Annotated in this window: 26 protein-coding genes; 13 read left to right on the plus strand and 13 right to left on the minus strand. The window is 31.9% G+C overall.

What is annotated here, in order from left to right:
- Nucleotides 1–62 precede the first annotated feature (62 nt).
- From rocD to D1817_10250, 3 genes are all read right to left on the minus strand, one after another.
- Nucleotides 63–1307, minus strand: a complete 1245-nt coding sequence (gene rocD / locus D1817_10240) for an ornithine--oxo-acid transaminase (protein ID AXT20241.1) — start codon at nt 1305–1307, stop codon at nt 63–65.
- Nucleotides 1308–1445: 138 nt separating this feature from the next.
- Nucleotides 1446–1832 carry a hypothetical protein gene (locus tag D1817_10245; protein ID AXT20242.1) on the minus strand — a complete coding sequence of 129 codons (387 nt, stop codon included), beginning with the start codon at nt 1830–1832 and terminating at the stop codon, nt 1446–1448.
- The gene (locus D1817_10250) at nt 1822–2376 is read right to left on the minus strand and encodes an RNA polymerase sigma factor (protein ID AXT20243.1); all 555 of its coding nucleotides are present in this window, start codon (nt 2374–2376) and stop codon (nt 1822–1824) included. Before D1817_10250 ends, D1817_10245 begins: the two co-directional genes overlap by 11 nt.
- Before the next feature lie 110 nt (nt 2377–2486).
- Between D1817_10250 and rlmD the strand changes: the two genes are divergently transcribed.
- Genes rlmD through D1817_10265 form a run of 3 tightly spaced genes read left to right on the plus strand, consistent with a single transcriptional unit; the run spans nt 2487 to nt 5114 of the window.
- Nucleotides 2487–3896, plus strand: a complete 1410-nt coding sequence (gene rlmD, locus D1817_10255) for a 23S rRNA (uracil(1939)-C(5))-methyltransferase RlmD (GenBank protein ID AXT20244.1) — start codon at nt 2487–2489, stop codon at nt 3894–3896.
- Nucleotides 3897–3907: 11 nt separating this feature from the next.
- Nucleotides 3908–4417 (plus strand): hypothetical protein, encoded by a 510-nt coding sequence (locus tag D1817_10260; GenBank protein ID AXT20245.1) that lies wholly within the window; start codon nt 3908–3910, stop codon nt 4415–4417.
- Nucleotides 4383–5114 (plus strand): hypothetical protein, encoded by a 732-nt coding sequence (locus D1817_10265; GenBank protein ID AXT20246.1) that lies wholly within the window; start codon nt 4383–4385, stop codon nt 5112–5114. Before D1817_10260 ends, D1817_10265 begins: the two co-directional genes overlap by 35 nt.
- A 23-nt stretch (nt 5115–5137) precedes the next feature.
- On the opposite strand, the gene folE is transcribed toward D1817_10265, so the two are convergent.
- Nucleotides 5138–5800 carry a GTP cyclohydrolase I FolE gene (folE, locus tag D1817_10270; GenBank protein ID AXT20247.1) on the minus strand — a complete coding sequence of 221 codons (663 nt, stop codon included), beginning with the start codon at nt 5798–5800 and terminating at the stop codon, nt 5138–5140.
- Nucleotides 5797–6189 carry a MerC domain-containing protein gene (locus tag D1817_10275; protein ID AXT20248.1) on the minus strand — a complete coding sequence of 131 codons (393 nt, stop codon included), beginning with the start codon at nt 6187–6189 and terminating at the stop codon, nt 5797–5799. Before D1817_10275 ends, folE begins: the two co-directional genes overlap by 4 nt.
- A gap of 82 nt (nt 6190–6271) precedes the next feature.
- On the opposite strand from D1817_10275, the gene D1817_10280 reads away from it, so the two are divergent.
- Nucleotides 6272–6658 carry a transcriptional regulator gene (locus tag D1817_10280; protein AXT20249.1) on the plus strand — a complete coding sequence of 129 codons (387 nt, stop codon included), beginning with the start codon at nt 6272–6274 and terminating at the stop codon, nt 6656–6658.
- Between the two features lie 68 nt (nt 6659–6726).
- On the opposite strand, the gene D1817_10285 is transcribed toward D1817_10280, so the two are convergent.
- Nucleotides 6727–7884: a class I SAM-dependent RNA methyltransferase gene (locus D1817_10285; GenBank protein AXT20250.1), complete on the minus strand. Its 1158-nt coding sequence runs from the start codon at nt 7882–7884 to the stop codon at nt 6727–6729.
- Nucleotides 7885–8074: 190 nt separating this feature from the next.
- On the opposite strand from D1817_10285, the gene D1817_10290 reads away from it, so the two are divergent.
- The 3 genes from D1817_10290 to D1817_10300 are packed head-to-tail and all read left to right on the plus strand — an operon-like array spanning nt 8075 to nt 9929.
- Nucleotides 8075–8806: a class I SAM-dependent methyltransferase gene (locus D1817_10290; protein ID AXT20251.1), complete on the plus strand. Its 732-nt coding sequence runs from the start codon at nt 8075–8077 to the stop codon at nt 8804–8806.
- Nucleotides 8807–8825: 19 nt separating this feature from the next.
- Entirely contained in the window at nt 8826–9500 is a 675-nt protein-coding gene (locus D1817_10295; GenBank protein AXT20252.1) for a ZIP family metal transporter, read from the plus strand.
- The gene (locus tag D1817_10300) at nt 9501–9929 is read left to right on the plus strand and encodes a DUF4268 domain-containing protein (GenBank protein AXT20253.1); all 429 of its coding nucleotides are present in this window, start codon (nt 9501–9503) and stop codon (nt 9927–9929) included. It abuts the gene before it with no gap.
- On the opposite strand, the gene D1817_10305 is transcribed toward D1817_10300, so the two are convergent.
- Complete coding sequence (locus D1817_10305) at nt 9926–10552, minus strand: hemolysin III family protein (protein ID AXT20254.1); 627 nt, start codon at nt 10550–10552, stop codon at nt 9926–9928. The genes D1817_10300 and D1817_10305 overlap by 4 nt on opposite strands.
- A complete protein-coding gene (locus D1817_10310; GenBank protein AXT20255.1) occupies nt 10536–11231 on the minus strand; it encodes a DUF4294 domain-containing protein in 696 nt (231 codons plus the stop codon). The genes D1817_10305 and D1817_10310 overlap by 17 nt, the downstream gene beginning before the upstream one ends.
- A gap of 103 nt (nt 11232–11334) precedes the next feature.
- Between D1817_10310 and D1817_10315 the strand changes: the two genes are divergently transcribed.
- The 6 genes from D1817_10315 (at nt 11335) to D1817_10340 (ending at nt 17171) form a co-directional block, all read left to right on the plus strand.
- Nucleotides 11335–12423, plus strand: coding sequence for a M42 family peptidase (locus D1817_10315; GenBank protein AXT20256.1), 1089 nt, complete (start codon nt 11335–11337; stop codon nt 12421–12423).
- A 53-nt stretch (nt 12424–12476) separates the two neighbouring features.
- Nucleotides 12477–13163 carry a protease PrsW gene (locus tag D1817_10320; protein AXT20257.1) on the plus strand — a complete coding sequence of 229 codons (687 nt, stop codon included), beginning with the start codon at nt 12477–12479 and terminating at the stop codon, nt 13161–13163.
- A 46-nt stretch (nt 13164–13209) separates the two neighbouring features.
- Nucleotides 13210–13695: an acetyl-CoA carboxylase biotin carboxyl carrier protein subunit gene (locus D1817_10325; GenBank protein AXT20258.1), complete on the plus strand. Its 486-nt coding sequence runs from the start codon at nt 13210–13212 to the stop codon at nt 13693–13695.
- Nucleotides 13696–13699: 4 nt separating this feature from the next.
- On the plus strand, nt 13700–15142 hold the full coding sequence (gene accC / locus D1817_10330) for an acetyl-CoA carboxylase biotin carboxylase subunit (GenBank protein ID AXT20259.1): 1443 nt from the start codon (nt 13700–13702) through the stop codon (nt 15140–15142).
- Between the two features lie 94 nt (nt 15143–15236).
- Nucleotides 15237–16778 carry an acyl-CoA carboxylase subunit beta gene (locus D1817_10335; protein AXT20260.1) on the plus strand — a complete coding sequence of 514 codons (1542 nt, stop codon included), beginning with the start codon at nt 15237–15239 and terminating at the stop codon, nt 16776–16778.
- Between the two features lie 12 nt (nt 16779–16790).
- Nucleotides 16791–17171 (plus strand): hypothetical protein, encoded by a 381-nt coding sequence (locus D1817_10340; protein ID AXT20261.1) that lies wholly within the window; start codon nt 16791–16793, stop codon nt 17169–17171.
- A 141-nt stretch (nt 17172–17312) separates the two neighbouring features.
- Here D1817_10340 and D1817_10345 read toward each other — a convergent pair whose 3' ends face one another.
- The 5 genes from D1817_10345 to D1817_10365 form a co-directional block, all read right to left on the minus strand.
- On the minus strand, nt 17313–18017 hold the full coding sequence (locus tag D1817_10345; GenBank protein AXT20262.1) for a CPBP family intramembrane metalloprotease: 705 nt from the start codon (nt 18015–18017) through the stop codon (nt 17313–17315).
- 10 nt (nt 18018–18027) lie between these two features.
- Nucleotides 18028–18603 carry a helix-turn-helix domain-containing protein gene (locus D1817_10350; GenBank protein AXT20263.1) on the minus strand — a complete coding sequence of 192 codons (576 nt, stop codon included), beginning with the start codon at nt 18601–18603 and terminating at the stop codon, nt 18028–18030.
- Between the two features lie 141 nt (nt 18604–18744).
- The gene (locus D1817_10355) at nt 18745–19032 is read right to left on the minus strand and encodes a hypothetical protein (GenBank protein ID AXT20264.1); all 288 of its coding nucleotides are present in this window, start codon (nt 19030–19032) and stop codon (nt 18745–18747) included.
- Complete coding sequence (locus D1817_10360) at nt 19033–19593, minus strand: hypothetical protein (protein AXT20265.1); 561 nt, start codon at nt 19591–19593, stop codon at nt 19033–19035.
- Between the two features lie 290 nt (nt 19594–19883).
- Nucleotides 19884–20417 carry a hypothetical protein gene (locus D1817_10365; protein ID AXT20266.1) on the minus strand — a complete coding sequence of 178 codons (534 nt, stop codon included), beginning with the start codon at nt 20415–20417 and terminating at the stop codon, nt 19884–19886.
- Nucleotides 20418–20448 lie beyond the last annotated feature (31 nt).

Below are 20448 nucleotides of genomic sequence, written 5' to 3' on the forward strand. Positions count from 1 at the left end.
TATTAATATAAACAAAAAAGCGATCTAAAAAAGATCGCTTTTTTGTTTATAATTGGAATTTTTTAAGCTTCAAATTCTTTTAATGTTTTAGTAATAATATTTACACAATCTAATAATTGTTCTTCATTCATTACTAAAGGTGGTGCAAAACGTATAATATTCCCATGTGTTGGTTTTGCTAATAAACCATTATCACGAAGTGCAATACAAATGTTCCAAGCAGTCTCACTCTCTTCAGCATCATTAATTACTATCGCATTTAATAAACCTTTTCCTCTAACCAATTTAGCAATATTACTAGTTTCAATATACTTGTTAATTTCACTTCTAAATAGTTGACCAAGAGCTTCAGCATTATTTGCTAGATTTTCATTTTTTACAACATCTAAAGCAGCTATTGCAACAGAAGCAGCTATTGGATTGCCTCCAAATGTGCTACCATGATTTCCAGGCTTAATCACGTTCATTATAGGGTCGTTTGCTAGGACTGCAGAAACTGGGTAAGCTCCTCCACTTAATGCTTTCCCCAAAATTAAAACATCTGGAGTTACATTTTCGTGATTTACAGCTAATAATTGCCCTGTTCTGGCAATTCCTGTTTGTACTTCATCTGCAATAAATAATACGTTATATGCTTCACATAATGCTTTAGCTTTAGCTAAATAGCCTTCACTTGGCACATATACTCCAGCTTCACCTTGTATTGGCTCTACTAAAAATCCTGCTATAGTATTACTACTTTTTAAAGCAGATTCTAGAGCTTGAAGATTATCATATTCAATTTTTATAAACCCATCTGTATAAGGTCCAAAGTTTTTACGAGCTATTGGGTCATTTGAAAATGATATGATTGTAGTTGTTCGACCGTGAAAATTATTTTCACAAACAATAATCTGTGCTTCATTTTCTGAAATCCCTTTAACTTCATATGCCCATTTACGACAAAGCTTTAAAGCTGTTTCTACAGCTTCTGCACCTGTATTCATTGGCAACACTTTGTCAAACCCAAAATACTTAGTTACATATTCTTCATATTTCCCAAGCATATCGTTATAAAATGCTCTAGATGTTAAGGTTAAAGTTTGAGCTTGAGATGTCATCGCTTCAACAATTTTTGAGTGACAATGCCCTTGATTTACAGCAGAATAAGCTGATAAAAAATCGTAATATTGTTTTCCTTCAACATCCCAAACATAAACGCCTTCACCTCTATTTAACACAACTGGTAACGGATGGTAATTGTGTGCTCCGTATTTGTTTTCTAAATCTATCGCTTCTTGCGATGTAATGTGGTCTAAAACAGCCATTTTAATAAAATTTAATCAGTGGATAAAATAACCATTCCTACTGTACCTTTATCCTTTCGAAGTATCGAAAATTCAGCGTGGGAGAGAAATCATCCCTAGGGCTCGCAAATTACTAAATATTAATTGCTCTCTAAAATCTTATTTAGACATTTTGCTGGACAAAGATAAAACCTGTAATTCTAAACGTTTCATTTCTCTTAATAAAGCATTTTTATCCATTTGCATCCAAGCAAAAAGTTTTAGCATTCCAACGCCCATCATACAAAACACTCCTCCAATTGCCCATTTAATCAATTCGTTAGTATCTTCTGTTTTAAAAAATTGAATGACACAATACACAAAAAATCCAAAAAATAGTAGTGTAACAAAATTAAGCATATACATGAACCATCTATTTTTACCTTGAAACAAACCACCTAACATTTCAAAAACGTTCTGCTCATCTAACTCATCATAAAATTTTGCTTCTTCTTGTGTAAGTGTATCTTTAATTAATTGATCTATATCTTCTATATTAGTTTTCATAATGTTTTTGTTTTAAAATTGTTTTTAATTTCTCTCTAGCATGAAATATTCTAGATTTTGCTGTACCCATAGAAATATTTAAGATATCACTCATTTCATTTAATGAGTAGGCTTCAACATAAAATAATTTAAGTGCTATTTGTTGATGTTCAGGTAATGTTTTTATTGCTTTTAAAAGTTCTTTTTTTAATTCCGTTTTATCTTGTTTTTCTTCTTCTATGATATTTTTCTCATAATATATTTTTTCTTTTTGAAGTCGTTCTTTTATTATTTTTTTTGTATAATCTATTGATTTTGTATACACAATTCGTAAAGCCCAACTTCTAAAACTTTTTGGGTTTTTAAGTGCATTTATATTAGCAATAATTGTTTTCCAACTCTCTTGAGCTATGTCTTTAGCAACATCAGCATCTTTAACAACCCAATAGGACCTATTACAAAACTCTTTGTGCCAACGTTTCACCAAAACTGATAATGCCTTTTGGTTACCTAACTGGTATTCTAAAACTAATTTAGCATCTGTTATGCCTTGTGTTTTGCTCATTCTATATTAGAGACTTAAAAAAGAAGAAAAGGTTCATTTTTAATTAAAGTTTCTTAAAGATAATTCAAATAACATATTTATATATATACTGCTATTGTTATTTTTGCGCTATGTCTCGAAGAAATAAAAAACAACAGTTTAATAATATTGAAGTCGTTGATGCAGGTGCTAAAGGAAAAACTATAGCGAAGGCTCCAGACGGAAAAGTTATTTTCATTCCTAATGCTGTACCTGGTGATGTTATAGATGTTCAAACATTTAAAAAACGTAAAGCCTATTATGAAGGTAAAGCAATTGCTTTTCACACCTTATCCGAAAAACGTATAGATCCTAAATGTGAACATTTTGGTACTTGTGGTGGATGTAAATGGCAACATATGGGTTATGAACATCAGTTGTTTTATAAGGAAAAAGAAGTTGTAAATAATTTACAACGTTTAGGGCATATTGAGCTTCCAGAAATAACACCAATATTAGGTTCTGAAAAGCAATACTTCTATAGAAATAAAATGGAATTTTCGTTTAGTGATAGCCGCTGGCTAACCTATGAGGAAGTTGCATCCGAAAACGATTTAGGGGATAGAAATGCTCTAGGGTTTCATATCCCAGGAATGTGGGACAAAATTTTAGATATTAAAAAATGTTGGTTGCAAGAAGATCCTTCAAATGCAATTAGAAATGGAATAAAAGCATTTGCAATAAAAAACAATTTAGAATTTTTTAATACACGAAACCAGACAGGACTATTACGCACATTAATGCTTCGCACCACTAGTATTGGAGAGTTAATGGTGCTTGTCCAGTTTTTTAAAGATGATAGTAGTAAACGCGAATTATTATTAGAGCATTTAAAAACAACTTTTCCAGAAATTACATCCTTGCAGTATGTTGTTAACAAAAAAGGGAACGATACCATTTATGATCAAGAGGTGATTTGCTATCATGGGCGTGATCATATTTTTGAAGAGATGGAAGGTTTGCGTTTTAAAATAAATGCAAAATCTTTTTATCAAACCAATTCTGAGCAGGCTTATGAGTTATATAAAATAGCAAGAGATTTTGCTGGGTTAACTGGAGATGAACTTGTGTATGACTTATATACAGGTACAGGAACCATAGCACAATTTGTGGCTAAACAAGCAAAAAAGGTAATTGGTGTAGAAGCTGTACCTGACGCCATTATAGCTGCTAAAGAAAATGCACAATTAAATAGCATTAACAACGTTGATTTTTATGTTGGTGATATGAAAACTGTATTTAACGATACATTTATAGCAACACACGGGCAACCAGATATTATTATAACTGATCCACCAAGGGACGGGATGCATAAAGATGTAGTACAACAAATTTTAAATATAGCACCATCAAAAATTGTATATGTAAGTTGTAATAGTGCCACACAAGCAAGAGATTTAGCATTAATGGATGCGATATACAAAGTAACAAGAACTCAAGCTGTAGATATGTTTCCGCAAACACATCATGTGGAAAATGTTGTACTTTTGGAAAAAAGATAAAACCCAAATACGTGAAGAAACAAAGTTTATTATTTTTAAGTATTATTTTAACCTCAATTTTTGTAAGCTGCGAACGTGATGATATTTGTGCTGCATCTACTCCAACAACACCACAGCTTATTTTACGATTTTTTAATAATGATATGCGTGACGAACTAGAAGTAGTTCCTAATTTATTTGCAATTGGGCTTGATGATAATAATGAGCTTGTAACACTCTTAAATTTAAGCGCAACTACTAGTGATTCTTTAGTATTACCATTACGTACAGATGCAGATCAAACACGTTTTTTACTAATTACAGATTCAGATGGAACAGCAACTGGTGGAAATATAGATACTCTAACAGTATCTTACGACAGACAAGATGTATTTATCTCACGAGCTTGTGGATTTAGTAACAATTTTAACGCGATTAATTTAACAATAACACCAGATGCAGATAATTGGGTTTTAGACTCTGCAATACTTAGAGAAAATGTAACCGATGAAATTTCAGCACATGCACAAATATTCCATTAGTATTTTAATTGCATTGCTGACATCTACATCAGTAATGGCTCAAAACGAAAATAGCGAAATCGAAAACGATAGTATTGCTACTGATTCTACTTCCTATAAATTAAAATATGGATTGCGTTTAGGGTTCGATATTAGTAAAATTGTACGAACAGCTATTGATGATGAATTTAGCGGTTTCGAAATTAATGCAGATTACAGGCTTACTAAAAAATTATTTATCGCAGCAGAAATTGGGAATGAAGAGCGCACAACAACTACAGATTTTTTAAATTCTACAGCTGACGGGAGTTATATAAAAGCTGGAATAGATTATAATTTATATAGGAATTGGCTGGGGGCCGATGATCTTATTTATAGTGGTTTTCGAATAGGATACAGCACCTTTAATCAAACCATAAATAGCTTTTCTGTGTTTAACAGAAATCAATCGTTTGAACAAGGGACATTTACAACACCTATAGAAATTGATGGATTGGATGCTATTTGGGGTGAACTCATTATGGGAATCAAAGCAGAGGTACTTCCTAATTTATATATGGGTGTAAATGTGCAATTTAAATTATTGGCCAGTGAAACAGAGCCTGATAATTTTGAAAATGTATACATCCCTGGATTTAATCGTACTTTCGATAGTGGTTCTTTTGGTATAGGATTTGGTTATAATATCGCTTATTTAATTCCTTTTAAGAAGCGATAATTGAAGTATTAAATTATATACGCTTATAATATTGGATTACCAACTATTTTTAAAAATTCATCTCGATTAAATTTATCTTTAAAACTACCTCCATATTCGATTGTAGTAGTAAAACTATCTTTGTCTTTTATACCTCTTGAAGAAACACAAAGGTGCTTAGCACAAATCATAACAATAACGTCTTTTGTTTCTAATGTGTTTTGTAAATCTTTTAGAATCTGTAGAGATAATCTTTCTTGAACCTGTGGACGATGAGCGTAATAATCTACCAAACGATTAATTTTTGAAAGTCCTATTACTTTACTTTTAGGTATATAAGCAATATGTGCATGACCAGTTATAGGTAAAAAGTGGTGCTCACAAGCAGAGTCAATCGTGATATTCTGTTCAACAAGCATTTTCTTATATCCGTATTTATTATTAAAGACTGAAAGTTTAGGTTTATTATTAGGGTCTAAACCATAAAATAGTTCTTTAACATACATTTTGGCTACACGATAAGGCGTACCGGACAAGCTATCATCAGATAAATCGAGACCTAATTCATCCATTATCTTTCCAAAATGGTATTCAATATTTTTAATTTTTTCGTCATCTGATTTATCAAATGCATTAGGAAGCAACGGCGTCTCTACACTAGAGGAAATATGATTATCTCCTATGATTTCAATTTGTTCTTTATTCATTGATTTGTACAACAGTTATCAGTTTTACACTGACAATAATTAAGATTATAAATATGAAGTATAATAAGTGTTAAAGCAGATATATAAGTGAAGGTTTCAGGTAGCTTATACCATCCTAATTTTTCATTTATTATCATTATAGTAAGCATTATCCAATTAATCCATAGCACTGATTTTACAAAGTTGTTTGAAGTAGTTTGGGTTGAACGATAAACAGCAAAAAAAGAAATAACCAAGAACAGGTAATCTAAATATCGCCACCATATTGGCGCTGCTTCTATAGAAGAAGTCTGTGCAATAAAAAGAAATGGAGTAGCAAAACAATGTAACATACACAATGTGCTTGCAAACGCGCCTAATTTGTCTGGTTTATTTATTACCAATTTCATTATTTACAATTATTAATGCAACTAAGTTGCAAATATAAGAATATGATTTGTTATTGCAACTTAGTTCTAATAAATTTGCACTATGGGTATAATTAGAAAAACAAAGTCAGTTGAGGCTTTATTAAAAGAGTTCCAAAAAGGTTCAAGTGCTATTTCTGCTATAGATTTGATTAAAAGGCTTAGTCATAAATTAAATAAAACTACTGTTTATAGAATTTTAGAGAAACTTGAAGATGATGGAGTATTGCATTCTTTTCTTGGTAAAAATGGAATTAAATGGTATGCAAAATGTAATGGATGTTCTACGTCAGGACATATAGATACACATCCTCATTTTCAGTGTTTGAATTGTGGTAAAGTAGATTGCCTAACAATAGATGTACAGATTCCTAAAATACTTAATCGTGAGGTTACAGTTTCCCAGGTGTTGATCCAAGGTAAATGTGAAAATTGTTTGCGTACATTATAGATGATATTGAAAATAGATTAATGTAATTAAATACCATTTTTATAGGTATATTAAAAAATAACCATTAGTTAACCTTGCTTTTTCGCTTTTTTACTCCCAGCATACATTTCAAACTTTAATAAACGTGCTTCCAGTTTGGCATTAAAGAGTTTTATTTTTCGAGATGGTCGTAAGCCTACAAATTTTAAAGCGTCCATATTAGAAGTAATGAGCCATGCATGAGTACCAGAATAACCATGTTTTAAAGTGCTCCCTATATCACTATAAAATTTCTCCATATCAATATTTAAACGCTCTCCATAAGGCGGATTAAACAGCATATGTAAATGAGTTTCTCCTCCTTTTTGAGTTTTAAAGAAATCTTCGTGTTGTACTTTTATAAATTCATCCAGATGCGCATTCTTTACATTATCTTTCGCTTTCTGTACTGCAGATGGAGACTTATCATAACCTAAAATTCTATGATGAAAATCACGTGTTTTTTTAAGAAGTGATTCTTCAATTTTTTCAAACAACTCTACATCCCAATCTTTCCATCGCTCAAAGGCAAACTCTTTACGCATTAAATTTGGCGGAATATTACAAGCGATCATCGCGGCCTCAATAAGTATGGTACCACTACCACACATAGGATCCATAAAATCGCTTTGCCCATCCCATCCTGAAAGCATAATTAACCCAGCGGCCAACACTTCATTTATAGGTGCAATATTAGTCGCTGTTTTATAACCTCGACGATGTAATGATTCTCCAGAACTATCTAAAGAAACAGTACACATCTGTCTGTCGATATGGATATTAATTTTTAGATCAGGGAAACGTAAATCGATATTTGGACGCTCACCACTATTATTTCTAAAACGATCAACAATAGCATCCTTAGCTTTTAACGCGATATATTTAGAGTGTGTAAACACCGTTGAATGTACTGTAGCATCAATAGCCAGTGAGCCTTTTTCGGAAATATAATTTTCCCAAGGCATTTTATAAATCTGGTTATATAGGTCTTGCTCGTTTGTTACTCGAAATGTTTTTATAGGCTTTAAGATCTTTATTGCCGTACGCAATCCTAAATTAGCTTTATACATAAACCCCTTGTCCCCTACAAAGCTAACATTACGAACACCTTGCTTTACATCTTGAGCACCAAGGTTTCGCAACTCATTTGCAAGAAGCTCTTCAAAGCCAAATAAGGTTTTGGCAACCATTTTGAAATTATTATCCATTAGTTACGTCCAATAAATTGCAAAAATAAATTATTTTTGCTGCAAATAGGAGGTTTATATTTTTAATTAAAATAAGGGTTGCATTAGTACTCCTTTTATATCGAATTGGTTTCGATATTTTTATAAAGGGTATAATTAAAGCCTAACCCGAACTGAGATTATGATGTCGGGAAACTATCAAAAAAACACTATGACAGAAAGCACTAAAGATTGGTTCGCTTCTTGGTTTGACACTCCTTATTATCACATTCTCTATAAGGAGCGTGACGATACCGAAGCGCAAGCATTTATGGAGACTTTAACAGCCTACCTAAATATCTCTGATACATGTGAAGTAATGGATTTGGCTTGCGGTAAGGGGCGACATTCTATTTATTTAAATAGTATTGGCTATCGTATTACCGGAGCAGATTTGTCACCACATAGTATTGCTTATGCTAAACAATTTGAAAATGAGCGTTTAGAATTTGTGGTACACGATATGAGCAAACCTTATACGAAACAATTTGATGCTGTATTTAACTTATTTACCAGTTTTGGTTATTTTGAAAATGAAGAAGATAACTTAAATACCATTAAAGCGATAAAGGCAAATTTAAAACCTCAAGGTGTAGGTGTGATCGATTTTATGAATATTGATTACGTGATTAATAATCTAGTCGCAGAAAACACTAAAGAAGTAGATGGTATTACCTTTAATTTAAAGCGCTATGTAGAGGATGGCTATCTTATAAAAGACATTTCGTTTACAGCAGATGGTCACGATCATAATTACCAAGAACGTGTAAAAGTAATTACTTTAGACGATTTTAAAGTGATGTTTGATAAAGCTGGGGTAACACTTTTAGATGCTTTTGGTGATTATAAATTAAATACTTTTAATAAAGATTCTTCTGAGCGTTTGGTTTTAATTTTTATGTAAAAGCACGATACAGACAACTATGAACACCTATTTACTCCCTATATACGCTGTACTTTTTGGTTATGTAGTCGTTTGGATCACTAAAGAAAGAACGATTAAGAACATTAAATTTTTATTGGCCTTTAGCGGAGCCTTTTTATTATCGATCACTGTTTTTGAATTATTACCCGAAGTGTATTCCAATCTAGATGCTAAAGCTACAGGGCTATTTATAATGCTCGGTATTTTAGTACAAATTCTATTAGAGTTTTTATCAAAAGGTGCCGAACATGGGCATATGCATATTCAGAAGAACGGAAAGGTTTTTCCATGGTTGTTATTTATTAGTTTATGTGTACATTCTTTTTTAGAAGGGTTTCCTATACACGAAGATAATGATATGGTTTATGGAATTTTGGTACATAAAATACCTATCGCCATTTTAGTTACTACATTTTTAATACAATCTGGGTTTAAAACCGTTCAAATCATAGGGTTCTTAGTATTGTTTGCGATAATGACGCCTTTGGGGACTATTCTCTCGCATAATATTTCATTTTTAACTAATTATATCAGCTATTTTAATGCAATAGTTATCGGTATCTTTTTACATATTTCTACCACTATTTTATTTGAAAGTAGTGAAGGTCATAAATTTAACTTAATGAAGGTTCTGGTGATTAGTTTAGCTATTGCCTGTGCATATTTTATATAAATGTTTTCTAAAGAAGAATCTCGATTACTACGTGAAACCTTTTGGACAAGTTTTGGAAAATCGTTTCCTCGCAAATGGATATTATATAATACTAAAATAAAAGGACTATCCTTTAAATTTTATTTCGATACAAAAAAAGCTTTGGTGGCTTTAGACCTAGAAGATGATTTAGAAAATCGTATCGATCATTGGGAAAAATTAATCGCTCTTAAAACTATTTTATTAAACGATTATTTACCTGAAGCTATTTTTGAAGAAGAGCATTATCTGGATAATGGAAAAGAAATATCCAGAGTTTATGTTCCTTTAAATGAAAAGGTGTCCATCCATAATAAAAATACCTGGCAAACAACTATGGAATTCTTTAATGTTACAATGACAGCTTTTGAACATTTTTTTGAAGAGTATAAAGATGTGATCAAAGGTTAAATCACGTACCAGAGCATCATTAAAAAATGACAGATCGCACCCCCTAAAACAAATAAATGCCAGATCACATGATTATAAGGTATCTTTTCGATTGCATAAAATACAATCCCTATAGTATAAAAAATACCAGCACCAAAAAGCAAGTAAACACCTTTTGTTCCCAGGGCATCTGCCACATTTGTATAATCAAAAACAATAAGCCACCCCATTACTAAATACAGTAGTGTGGAGAATACATTAAATCGCCCTGTAAAAAAAAGTTTTAAAATAGTACCAAAAGCAGCTATTCCCCAAACTATATAAAACAAGGTCCACCCCAAACTTTGCTCTAAAATAATTAGTGTTACGGGAGTGTAGGTTCCTGCTATTAATAAGTAAATACTAATATGATCTACAACCTTGAAATAATGTTTTTTTCGTTCACCTTCTACATAGTGATATAAGGTAGAAGCTGTAAATAATATAATCATGGAAAGTCCGTACACAACAATACTAAACGTACTCCACGATGTTTTATAAGTATTTGCATTAATAAGTAGTATAAAACCAATAACACTTAATATTGCTCCTAAACCATGTGTTAGTACATTAAGAGATTCTTCACGCTTAGTTTGAGTCCGCATCAGCATCTATTTGTGATGGCCTTAACCATTTATCAGTAAGGTCATAAAAATCAAACTCTACTGCAGGTTTTTGATATTCTAATCGACCACTCTGAAAATTACGTAGTAAGATATCTTCAATTAAATAATCCTCTTCAACATTGGTTGGATCAAATTCTCGTTTTAAAGAGATCTTAAATAATTTGGCGGTGTTGTTAAACCAAAATGCGCGCCATCCGTTTCTGAGTTCTTTTATAAGTTTAAATGCCGTACTTCCTGTCTGGCGGTGGATTAATTTTATAAGTATTTGTCCTTCAGTACGGGTGAGTTTTTTTAATTCGTCTGCAAATTCTTCTTCAATAAATTTCTGAACTTTTTTAGCATATTTTTTTTGATGACGACGCTTGGTTAAATACACCATGCTATCATTCATAATTTCTAAACGTTCGGCGGCTAATTTTGCATAAGGGTAGACTTTAAGTGTCTTTCGTCGTAATATATAATAACGTCTACGTGCTTCTTTATTATCAAATTTAAGTTTTGGAAGAATAATAACTTCATCTAAGTTTATAGCCTTTTCAGGAATAGAATCTCCTTCAATAATAATATAATGAGTCGCCAACGAATCTTTATTTTTCTCTTTTACTTGAGAAAAAAGATATATCGGGAATAAAAGTAAAATATAGATAATGTTTTTCATTACTTCTAATTAGACTCAAAAATCATTTCAAAATTACTAATTAACTCTATGCTAACAGTAAAATTAATGTGAATATTGTTATTTTAGGCAAAAATTAAAACGAATGGCAAAAAAGAAGATTCTTAATAAAAAGTCGATGGCTTTTTTAGAAAAATACTTAAATAATGCAGCGCCTACCGGTTATGAATGGGATGGGCAAAAAATATGGATGGATTATTTAAAACCTTATGTTGATGAATTTATTACAGATACTTATGGTACAGCGGTAGGTGTTATAAACCCAAAAGCTAAATATAAAGTAGTAATCGAAGGTCATGCCGATGAAATTTCTTGGTATGTTAACTATATTTCTGATAACGGTTTAATTTATGTGATTAGAAACGGTGGTAGTGACCACCAAATCGCACCAAGTAAAGTAGTGAATATTCACACTAAAAAGGGTATTGTAAAAGGAGTATTTGGATGGCCAGCCATACACACGCGTAATCGTGCAAAAGAAGAGCCACCTAAACCAGATAATATTTTTATAGACACAGGATGTAAAACTAAAGAAGAAGTTGAAAAATTAGGCGTTCATGTGGGTTGTGTGATTACCTATCCTGATGAGTTTCATATTTTAAATAAAACCAATTTTGTATGCCGTGCTTTAGATAATCGTATGGGAGGATTTATGATTGCTGAAGTTGCACGTTTAATACACGACAATAAAGACAAATTACCTTTTGGGTTATACATAACCAATTCGGTACAAGAAGAAATTGGATTACGTGGCGCACAAATGATTACAGAAACTATTAAACCTAATGTAGCGATCGTGACCGATGTAACTCATGATACTACTACTCCAATGATCAATCAAAAAATACAAGGTCATGCCGAGATTGGTAAAGGTCCGGTAGTAGCTTATGCTCCAGCTGTGCAACAAAAATTACGTGATTTAATTACCGAAACAGCCGAAAGTAAAAAAATACCATTCCAAAGAGCAGCTTTATCTAGAGCTACAGGTACAGACACCGATGCTTTTGCTTATAGTAATGGTGGTGTTGCCAGTGCATTAATCTCGTTACCATTACGTTATATGCATACTACAGTGGAGACTGTTCATAAAGATGATGTTGAGAATGTAATTCGTATGATTTATGAAACCTTGTTACAAATAAAAGATGGAGATACGTTTAGTTATTTCGACTAAGTAAAAAAGAAAATAAGCCTCATTAATTTGAGGCTTTTCTAAGGCGTTATTTTATGACCTATTTATTAACCGCAGCAGCTATATTACCTGTGTTAATTGTTATCATATATATTTATATGATGGACAAACACGAAAAGGAATGTAAACGGTTTATGTTTTACAATTTCCTTTTAGGAGCAGTAGTAAGTGTTATTCTTACTATGCTAATCTCTATTTTAGTATTTGATAACATTATAATTTTAAAAGATAAACACAGTATTTTTGAGCAGTTTACTAAAGCTTTTTTAGTTGTTGCATTTACTGAAGAATTTAGTAAATATATTATTGTGCGATACTTTGCACAACCTAAAAAAGATTTTAACGAACCTTTTGATGGTATCGTCTATGCTGTAATGGTTTCGATGGGTTTTGCTGCCACAGAAAATATTTTGTATGTACTAAGCGGTGGCGGATATGAAGTTGCTTTATTAAGAGCTTTTACTGCTATTCCTGCTCATGCTACATTTGCTATTTTAATGGGATATTTTATGGGTAAAGCAAAGTTCTCCAAAAATCGTTTTCAATTAAATTTGTTAGGGCTATTACTGGCAGTCATATTCCATGGTGCTTACGATTTTTTCTTATTTATCGATTTTATTCCAGGACTCTCTATAGGTGCATTTATCTCATTAATTATAGGTATTATCCTCTCTTACAAAGCGATGAAAATCCATCAGAAGAATTCTAATTTTAAAATTTAAAAGTGTAGATATTCTTTATATTTGCAATCTTTAAAAACACCCTCTTATGAGTGAAACATATAAAACTAAAGTCAATAATTCATTTGAATTTGAAGTATCAGAATCTGATCTTAAAGATTTAGATAGTGTACAGGTTGATGATTCTAATTATCATATTCTTCACAATAACAGTTCTTATAAAGCTGAGATTATTTCTGTTAATTATAATAAACGCACCTATACCATTCTGGTTAATGGTGCTAAACATGAAGTTGTCATTACCAATCAGTTAGATCAACTTATTAAAGAAATGGGCTTTGAGGTTGGAGCTGGCAAACAAGTAAATGATATTAAGGCACCTATGCCTGGGCTTATTTTAGAGGTGTCTGTAAGCGCAGGTCAGGAGATTCAAGAAAACGATCCGCTATTGATTCTTGAAGCAATGAAAATGGAAAATAGTATTATCTCTCCAAGGGATGGTGTTATTAAATCTATTGCGATCAATAAAGGAGATGCTGTAGAGAAAAATCAATTACTAATCGAGTTTGAATAAGAAGATGAAAAAAATATTAGTAGCAAACAGAGGAGAAATTGCAATTCGTGTGATGCGTACTGCAAAAAAGATGGGGATTAAAACAGTAGCTGTTTTTTCTGAAATTGATAGAAATGCACCTCATGTAAAATATGCAGATGAAGCTATTTGTATAGGTAAAGCACCATCTAACGAATCTTATTTATTAGGTTCTAAAATTATTAAGATGGCTAAAGAACTTCAAGTTGATGCCATCCACCCTGGGTATGGGTTTTTAAGTGAAAATGCTGATTTTGCTGAAGAAGTAGAACAAAACAATATTATTTTTATAGGTCCAAAATCAAAAGCCATTAAAGTTATGGGAAGTAAGCTTGCCGCTAAAGATGCTGTAAAAGCTTATGATATTCCTATGGTACCTGGTATTGATGAAGCTATTACAGATGTAGAGAAAGCCAAAAGTATTGCTAAAGATATAGGTTTTCCTATTTTAATCAAAGCTTCTGCTGGTGGTGGTGGAAAAGGAATGCGTGTGGTAGAAAAAGAAGCTGATCTAGAGTCGCAAATGAATCGCGCTATTAGTGAAGCGACTTCTGCTTTTGGAGACGGTTCGGTATTTATCGAAAAATATGTGGCGTCACCACGTCATATCGAAATTCAGGTTATGGCAGATGCACATGGTAATATAATTCACTTATTCGAAAGAGAATGCAGTATCCAGCGTCGTCATCAAAAAGTAGTTGAAGAAGCACCATCAACAGTATTAACACCTCAATTAAGAGAAACAATGGGTAATGCCGCTATAAAAGTGGCAAAAGCTTGTGATTATTTAGGAGCTGGTACAGTAGAATTCTTATTAGATGAAAATCATAATTTCTATTTCTTAGAAATGAATACACGTCTCCAAGTAGAACATCCTGTTACTGAGATTATTTCTGGAGTAGATCTGGTTGAATTACAGATACGAGTAGCTCGTGGCGAAGCATTAACAATCCAGCAAAGTGATTTAAAAATACAAGGACACGCTTTAGAGTTACGTGTTTATGCAGAAGATCCTTTAAACGATTTCTTACCTAGTGTAGGTCATTTAGACACTTATCAATTACCTGTTGGAGAAGGAATACGTGTCGATAACGGATTTGAAGAAGGAATGGATATTCCTATCTATTACGACCCTATGCTTTCTAAACTTATTACTTATGGGGACACACGAGAAGAAGCTATTCAATTAATGAAGCGAGCTATCGATAACTATAAAATAGAAGGTATACAAACTACATTACCATTCGGGAAATTTGTATGCGAGCACGATGCATTTACCTCTGGTAATTTTGATACACATTTCGTGAAAAAATACTATTCTCCGGATAGTTTAAAAACAAAACAAGAAGAGGATGCTAAAATAGCAGCTCTTGTTGCCGTAAAGCAATATTTAGAAGATCAAAAAGTGTTGCGTTTACCTATTGAATAAGTTGTGTCATTCCGCATTTAATGTGGAATCCAAAAGCATATAAACATAAATTCTACGTCGCGGCGCAGAATGAAAAAATATTAAAGTACAGATTATGGAATCCAAAATAAATAACCTTAACGAAAAACTATCTCAAGCCTATTTAGGTGGTGGGGAATCCCGTATAGAAAAACAGCACCAAAAGAAAAAATTAACGGCAAGAGAGCGTGTTAATTATTTATTAGATGACGGTTCTTTTGAAGAAATTGGTGCTTTAGTAACACATCGTACTAAAGACTTCGGAATGGAAAAACAAGTCTTTTATGGAGATGGTGTGGTTACAGGCTATGGTACTGTTAACGGGCGTTTGATTTATGTATTTGCTCAGGATTTCACCGTTTTTGGAGGCTCGCTATCCGAAACTCATGCAGAAAAAATCTGTAAAATAATGGATTTAGCTCTTAAGGTTGGAGCACCTTTAATAGGGTTAAATGATTCTGGAGGTGCGCGTATTCAAGAAGGTGTGCGCTCGTTAGGTGGATATGCAGATATCTTTTATAAAAACGTTCAGGCTTCTGGTGTGATTCCGCAAATTTCTGCTATTATGGGTCCTTGTGCTGGTGGTGCAGTGTATTCTCCTGCAATGACTGATTTTACGGTTATGGTAGAAGACACTAGTTATATGTTTGTTACTGGACCTAATGTTGTAAAAACAGTAACCAATGAAGAAGTAACTTCTGAAGAATTGGGAGGTGCTAGTACACACTCAACAAAATCAGGAGTAGCACATATTACTTCTGCTAATGATGTAGAGTGTTTAGAAGATGTAAAATCTCTATTGAGTTATTTACCACAAAGTAATAAAGAAACACCTAAGCATTTACCTTACGAGTTATCGGATGAAGTTAGAGATAATCTATCTTCTATTATTCCTGATAATGCGAATAAACCTTATGATATGCATGAGGTAATTTCTGGAATTATTGATGACGATTCGTTTTATGAAATCCATAAGGATTATGCAGAAAATATAATTGTAGGTTTTGCACGTCTCGGTGGCCGCAGTATTGGTATTGTTGCCAATCAGCCTCTATTTTTAGCTGGTGTACTCGATGTAAATAGTTCTAAAAAAGCAGCGCGTTTTGTTCGTTTCTGCGATTGTTTTAATATCCCATTATTAGTATTAGAAGATGTACCAGGATTTTTACCAGGTACAGATCAAGAATGGAATGGAATTATCATTCACGGAGCTAAATTACTATATGCGTTGAGTGAAGCAACTGTACCAAGAATTACAGTAATTACTCGTAAAGCTTATGGTGGTGCTTACGATGTAATGAATTCTAAACATATTGGTGCCGATATGAATTTTGCTTGGCCTAGTGCAGAGATTGCGGTAATGGGAGCTAAAGGAGCAGCCGAGATCATTTTTAAACGCGATATCCAATCTGCTGAAGATCCAGAAGCAAAATGGAAAGAGAAAGAAGCAGAGTATGCCGATTTATTTGCAAATCCATATAGTGCTGCAGAACGTGGTTTTATTGATGAAGTGATCTTACCAAAAGATACTAGAAGAAAATTAATTAAAGGGTTTGCGATGTTAGAAAACAAAGAAGTTACTAAACCGAGTCGGAAGCACGGGAACATTCCGTTGTAAGAAACTTATTTTATGAATAAGAATTGGAGGGTACTAGAAATCATTATTAGTCTGTTACAGATTATTTTTGGTATAGTTATTCTAGTTATTATTCTACCTACAATTAATAAATTTCTTAAAATAACTTTTGATAATTTTACTTGGGAACAAATATCTATTTATAAGCTTATAAGTAATTTTCTATTACCAATTTTTTTATCATTGCTTTGTATTATTTCTGGAATATTATTACTCAGAAGCAAATTATCAGGTTGGATAATTGGTGTTTCCTTTTGGTCTATTAAAATAGTTTCTGGAATATTTACTTTTTATATTGAGGTTAATGATGATAAACCAAATCTTCTATTAATAATAATCATACCGTTATTATTTGCTATTTTGTTAATTTGTTAATTTGTTTGGTAACTAAACCTTTTCGAGAAAAATATGCTCCAACAAAAAGATCTTGGTTGATTATTGGAATTATTTCATCTGTTTTTATTATTGAAGAGCTACTAAACTAAAATATAAACACAGAAATATTACATTGTAAAGCTATAAGGATTCGCTTTTTTTATCATCTATAAATATTTTTTTTGATAATGTTGATGCATGTATATCTACAAGAATATGCACGAAAATTGGTAGCCAAAGCGAATCTGTTACCATATATAACACAGAACAAAAGGTTCCTAAATACAGTGTATTTAAAGCATTTTTTAGGCCTGTACCATAATGGCATAAGCCAAAAATAACATTGGTGGTAATTATTGCTATAATAAAATGCATATGATGGTTTAGTTGCCAAAATAAAAAGCCTCTAAAAATAATTTCTTCTAAAGTTCCGACAATTACAGATATTATAATTGCCCATTTATATTCTCTTAATGTAGTTGGAATAATGTAAATAACATCATCAAACTTCGGTTTCAATGACTCTCTTTTGGAAACAGGTATTTTCATTTTATTTATAATCCAAAAACCTATGAATACAGAAATTATTAAAGCAGTCATCCAAAGTAAGTTCGTTATAAACGAAAGTCCAATTAAACTTAAACCATCATTGTTATAAATTAACCCAACGAGAATTATAAAGCACAACACCACTTGTATTAATGCCGTAGTTTTATAAGCATGTACTTTCTTCTCTGGATTATTAAGCAGGAATTCTTTATCCTTTCCACCCATTAGTATAGCATAGATAGGGTATACTATTGCTATTAAAAATACAAGTGCTGTATATATAAAATTGAATTCCATAAAACACGTTTTAAGCCTTATTAAGTAATGATTTCCAGATTTGTTTTGCCTCAGTCATCTCAAATTTGTTTTTAATAATTTTCTTGAAAGTATTAGAATTTGTTTTTTGAGCGATTTTAAAAATCTTAGCATTTTTAAGATCTTCTTCGATGATATTATTATCCTGAGCGATCTCATTTAATTTTTTTAAAAGCTCATCTTCAGAAAGTTTTTCATTAAAAGTTAATAGTATTGTTTTATCATTCGCTTCCATAGTAGCATTAACTTTATTAGAAATTGCTTTTAAATCGTCTGGAGAAAGGTGAAAGTATTTTTTAAACGCTCTCGAAAATGTTTCGTAATCATTATACCCCAAGTTACTTGCCAATTCTGTGACAAGACGATTCTCATCTGTAAGTAACTGATACGCCTTATTCATTTTAATTTCTTCAATAAACTTAAAAGGCGTTCTTTGAGTTTCTTCTTTAAAAAGGCGATGAAATTGTGATCTAGAAAGACAAGAAACAGCAGCTAATTGATCTAAGCTAAGTGACTCACTCAAGTGATTTTCAATATAATCTAGTGTTTTTCTAATTCTGTCATCCATGGTTATATCAAAGTTAAAAAGGATCAACTCATTACTGTATGATGAATCTTACTATTATTTAAACAGATTACTTCGTCTGTTCCTGAAACAAGTTCAGAGCAAGCCTTGTAATGGCATTAAAAAATTGAGAATATTCTGCTATTATTGATTAACTGATTTATTAGATCTTATTTTGATAAAGTCTATCAATGCTATTATTAAAAATACAACTAAAATAATAGCTCCTATAGGGATTGTAGCCATCATTAGCCAAGGAAGTACTCCCCAAAAACAATTCCCTTCATTACATTGATTTCCAGTTATAAACTCTGTTATTGTTGCTCCTACCATCCCTATCCAAAGTGGAGCTAATGCTGCAAGAATAATAATGATGATTCCGATTGGTAGTTTCCAATAATCTTTTTGTTTTTTAAATACCAACCTTTTCATTCAATTTTTAAATTTCAAACAAATACGATACGATTCTAATATATAATGAATTGCTATAATGATGAGTCCTATGGTCTCTGCAAAGAATATCGAAATAACTTCTCCATCTGTAAAAAAGGCAACGGCTAAACAAGCTAATGAGCCAACAGCAAGAACTCTACTTTTCCAGCGGTCACGTGGATCATGAACAAAAAAGATAACGATAGCACTCCCTACAAAAAAGATAACGGCGAATGCAATGTGTAAAATACTCGATAATTCAGTACGTTGATAATGAAATATTGCAACACCAATCAATGCCAATCCAAATATCAGGTTATACCACTTCCCTATTTTCTTTTTGTTATATATGGTTTCACTTAAAGTGGAGAGTTCTTTTAATTCTGGATGACGTTTCTCATCACTTTCTACTTTAAAATACAAGGCACCATTAAGAGCGAAGGTCATTCCAGCAATCCCAAAGAGTAGTCCAAAAATATAACTGTCTTTCATATCTACATAAGCACTAATACTCGGTCTTATTTGCCCATCTACCGCAAACAGGATGAAAGGAATAAACATACAAATGGCGGTAATAATGATTTCTACCAATAAGAATAGTCTGTCATCATGCGTATAATGGTCGTGAATTTTAAACTCCATAATGTATCATTTAATATTTTGTCATTCTATACTACGACGTAGAATCTATATTTATGGATTGATTCCGTATCAAGTACGGAATGACAATTTCAATTAAAAATATAAAATTAAATCGTCATTGCGAACATAGTGAAGCAATCTACTAATTTTAGAGCTTCATTTAGAAATATTACTTTGTCGCTCACTCCTCGTAATGACATTCTATAGTTTTAACTCCAACTCCAATCGGTCTCGTCAATTATTGAAACATTCAAGTTCTCAAACTCTTTTTTTAAATACTCAGAATTTTCAATTCTATGTTTCGGAATTATTAAAGAAACACCTGTAGATACTTTTAAAAAGAAATGATTTTGAGTTTCACTAATATTCTCAATTTCAGAAATATTTACTTTTCCTTCACTAACACTATCTTTTGAGAGTATAAACTCAGGAGTGATCTCTAAAGTTTCTAGTTGACCGAATCTATTTGCATAATTTGTTCTTACAAACTTTTGATAATACCGCTTATATTTCCAATTTAAAAACTTGGGGTAAAATGCTAAAATTAAAGTTCCGAACATTGCAAAGTAAATTGCCGAGTTAGTCTCTCCTTTAAAATATGTATTAGCGCTTAAAAATATAAATAGTACTAATAAAATAACCCAGCTTCGTTTTCTGCTTCGTTTTACTTGCTCAGATTTTGAGGATGTAAACAATTGGAAATCAATAAAATCTTGTTCTTCTATAGTATATTCAATTTTCATATTTCTTATTACTTAAATTATAAATTAAACC

Source organism: Flavobacteriaceae bacterium (assembly GCA_003443635.1).
Lineage (GTDB): Bacteria > Bacteroidota > Bacteroidia > Flavobacteriales > Flavobacteriaceae > AU392.

Bases quoted from the DNA above. Each gene is read 5' to 3' on its own strand.
- D1817_10250 (AXT20243.1), bottom strand. From the start codon at position 2,376: ATGAGCAAAACACAAGGCATAACAGATGCTAAATTAGTTTTAGAATAC.
- D1817_10265 (AXT20246.1), top strand. From the start codon at position 4,383: ATGAAATTTCAGCACATGCACAAATATTCCATTAGTATTTTAATTGCA.
- D1817_10365 (AXT20266.1), bottom strand. From the start codon at position 20,417: ATGAAAATTGAATATACTATAGAAGAACAAGATTTTATTGATTTCCAA.
- D1817_10350 (AXT20263.1), bottom strand. From the start codon at position 18,603: ATGGATGACAGAATTAGAAAAACACTAGATTATATTGAAAATCACTTG.
- D1817_10335 (AXT20260.1), top strand. From the start codon at position 15,237: ATGGAATCCAAAATAAATAACCTTAACGAAAAACTATCTCAAGCCTAT.
- D1817_10290 (AXT20251.1), top strand. From the start codon at position 8,075: ATGACAGAAAGCACTAAAGATTGGTTCGCTTCTTGGTTTGACACTCCT.
- D1817_10360 (AXT20265.1), bottom strand. From the start codon at position 19,593: ATGTTTATTCCTTTCATCCTGTTTGCGGTAGATGGGCAAATAAGACCG.
- D1817_10245 (AXT20242.1), bottom strand. From the start codon at position 1,832: ATGAAAACTAATATAGAAGATATAGATCAATTAATTAAAGATACACTT.
- D1817_10300 (AXT20253.1), top strand. From the start codon at position 9,501: ATGTTTTCTAAAGAAGAATCTCGATTACTACGTGAAACCTTTTGGACA.
- D1817_10315 (AXT20256.1), top strand. From the start codon at position 11,335: ATGGCAAAAAAGAAGATTCTTAATAAAAAGTCGATGGCTTTTTTAGAA.
- D1817_10355 (AXT20264.1), bottom strand. From the start codon at position 19,032: ATGAAAAGGTTGGTATTTAAAAAACAAAAAGATTATTGGAAACTACCA.
- D1817_10285 (AXT20250.1), bottom strand. From the start codon at position 7,884: ATGGATAATAATTTCAAAATGGTTGCCAAAACCTTATTTGGCTTTGAA.
- D1817_10325 (AXT20258.1), top strand. From the start codon at position 13,210: ATGAGTGAAACATATAAAACTAAAGTCAATAATTCATTTGAATTTGAA.
- rlmD (AXT20244.1), top strand. From the start codon at position 2,487: ATGTCTCGAAGAAATAAAAAACAACAGTTTAATAATATTGAAGTCGTT.
- D1817_10345 (AXT20262.1), bottom strand. From the start codon at position 18,017: ATGGAATTCAATTTTATATATACAGCACTTGTATTTTTAATAGCAATA.
- accC (AXT20259.1), top strand. From the start codon at position 13,700: ATGAAAAAAATATTAGTAGCAAACAGAGGAGAAATTGCAATTCGTGTG.
- folE (AXT20247.1), bottom strand. From the start codon at position 5,800: ATGAATAAAGAACAAATTGAAATCATAGGAGATAATCATATTTCCTCT.
- rocD (AXT20241.1), bottom strand. From the start codon at position 1,307: ATGGCTGTTTTAGACCACATTACATCGCAAGAAGCGATAGATTTAGAA.
- D1817_10320 (AXT20257.1), top strand. From the start codon at position 12,477: ATGACCTATTTATTAACCGCAGCAGCTATATTACCTGTGTTAATTGTT.
- D1817_10280 (AXT20249.1), top strand. From the start codon at position 6,272: ATGGGTATAATTAGAAAAACAAAGTCAGTTGAGGCTTTATTAAAAGAG.
- D1817_10295 (AXT20252.1), top strand. From the start codon at position 8,826: ATGAACACCTATTTACTCCCTATATACGCTGTACTTTTTGGTTATGTA.
- D1817_10310 (AXT20255.1), bottom strand. From the start codon at position 11,231: ATGAAAAACATTATCTATATTTTACTTTTATTCCCGATATATCTTTTT.
- D1817_10275 (AXT20248.1), bottom strand. From the start codon at position 6,189: ATGAAATTGGTAATAAATAAACCAGACAAATTAGGCGCGTTTGCAAGC.
- D1817_10305 (AXT20254.1), bottom strand. From the start codon at position 10,552: ATGCGGACTCAAACTAAGCGTGAAGAATCTCTTAATGTACTAACACAT.
- D1817_10340 (AXT20261.1), top strand. From the start codon at position 16,791: ATGAATAAGAATTGGAGGGTACTAGAAATCATTATTAGTCTGTTACAG.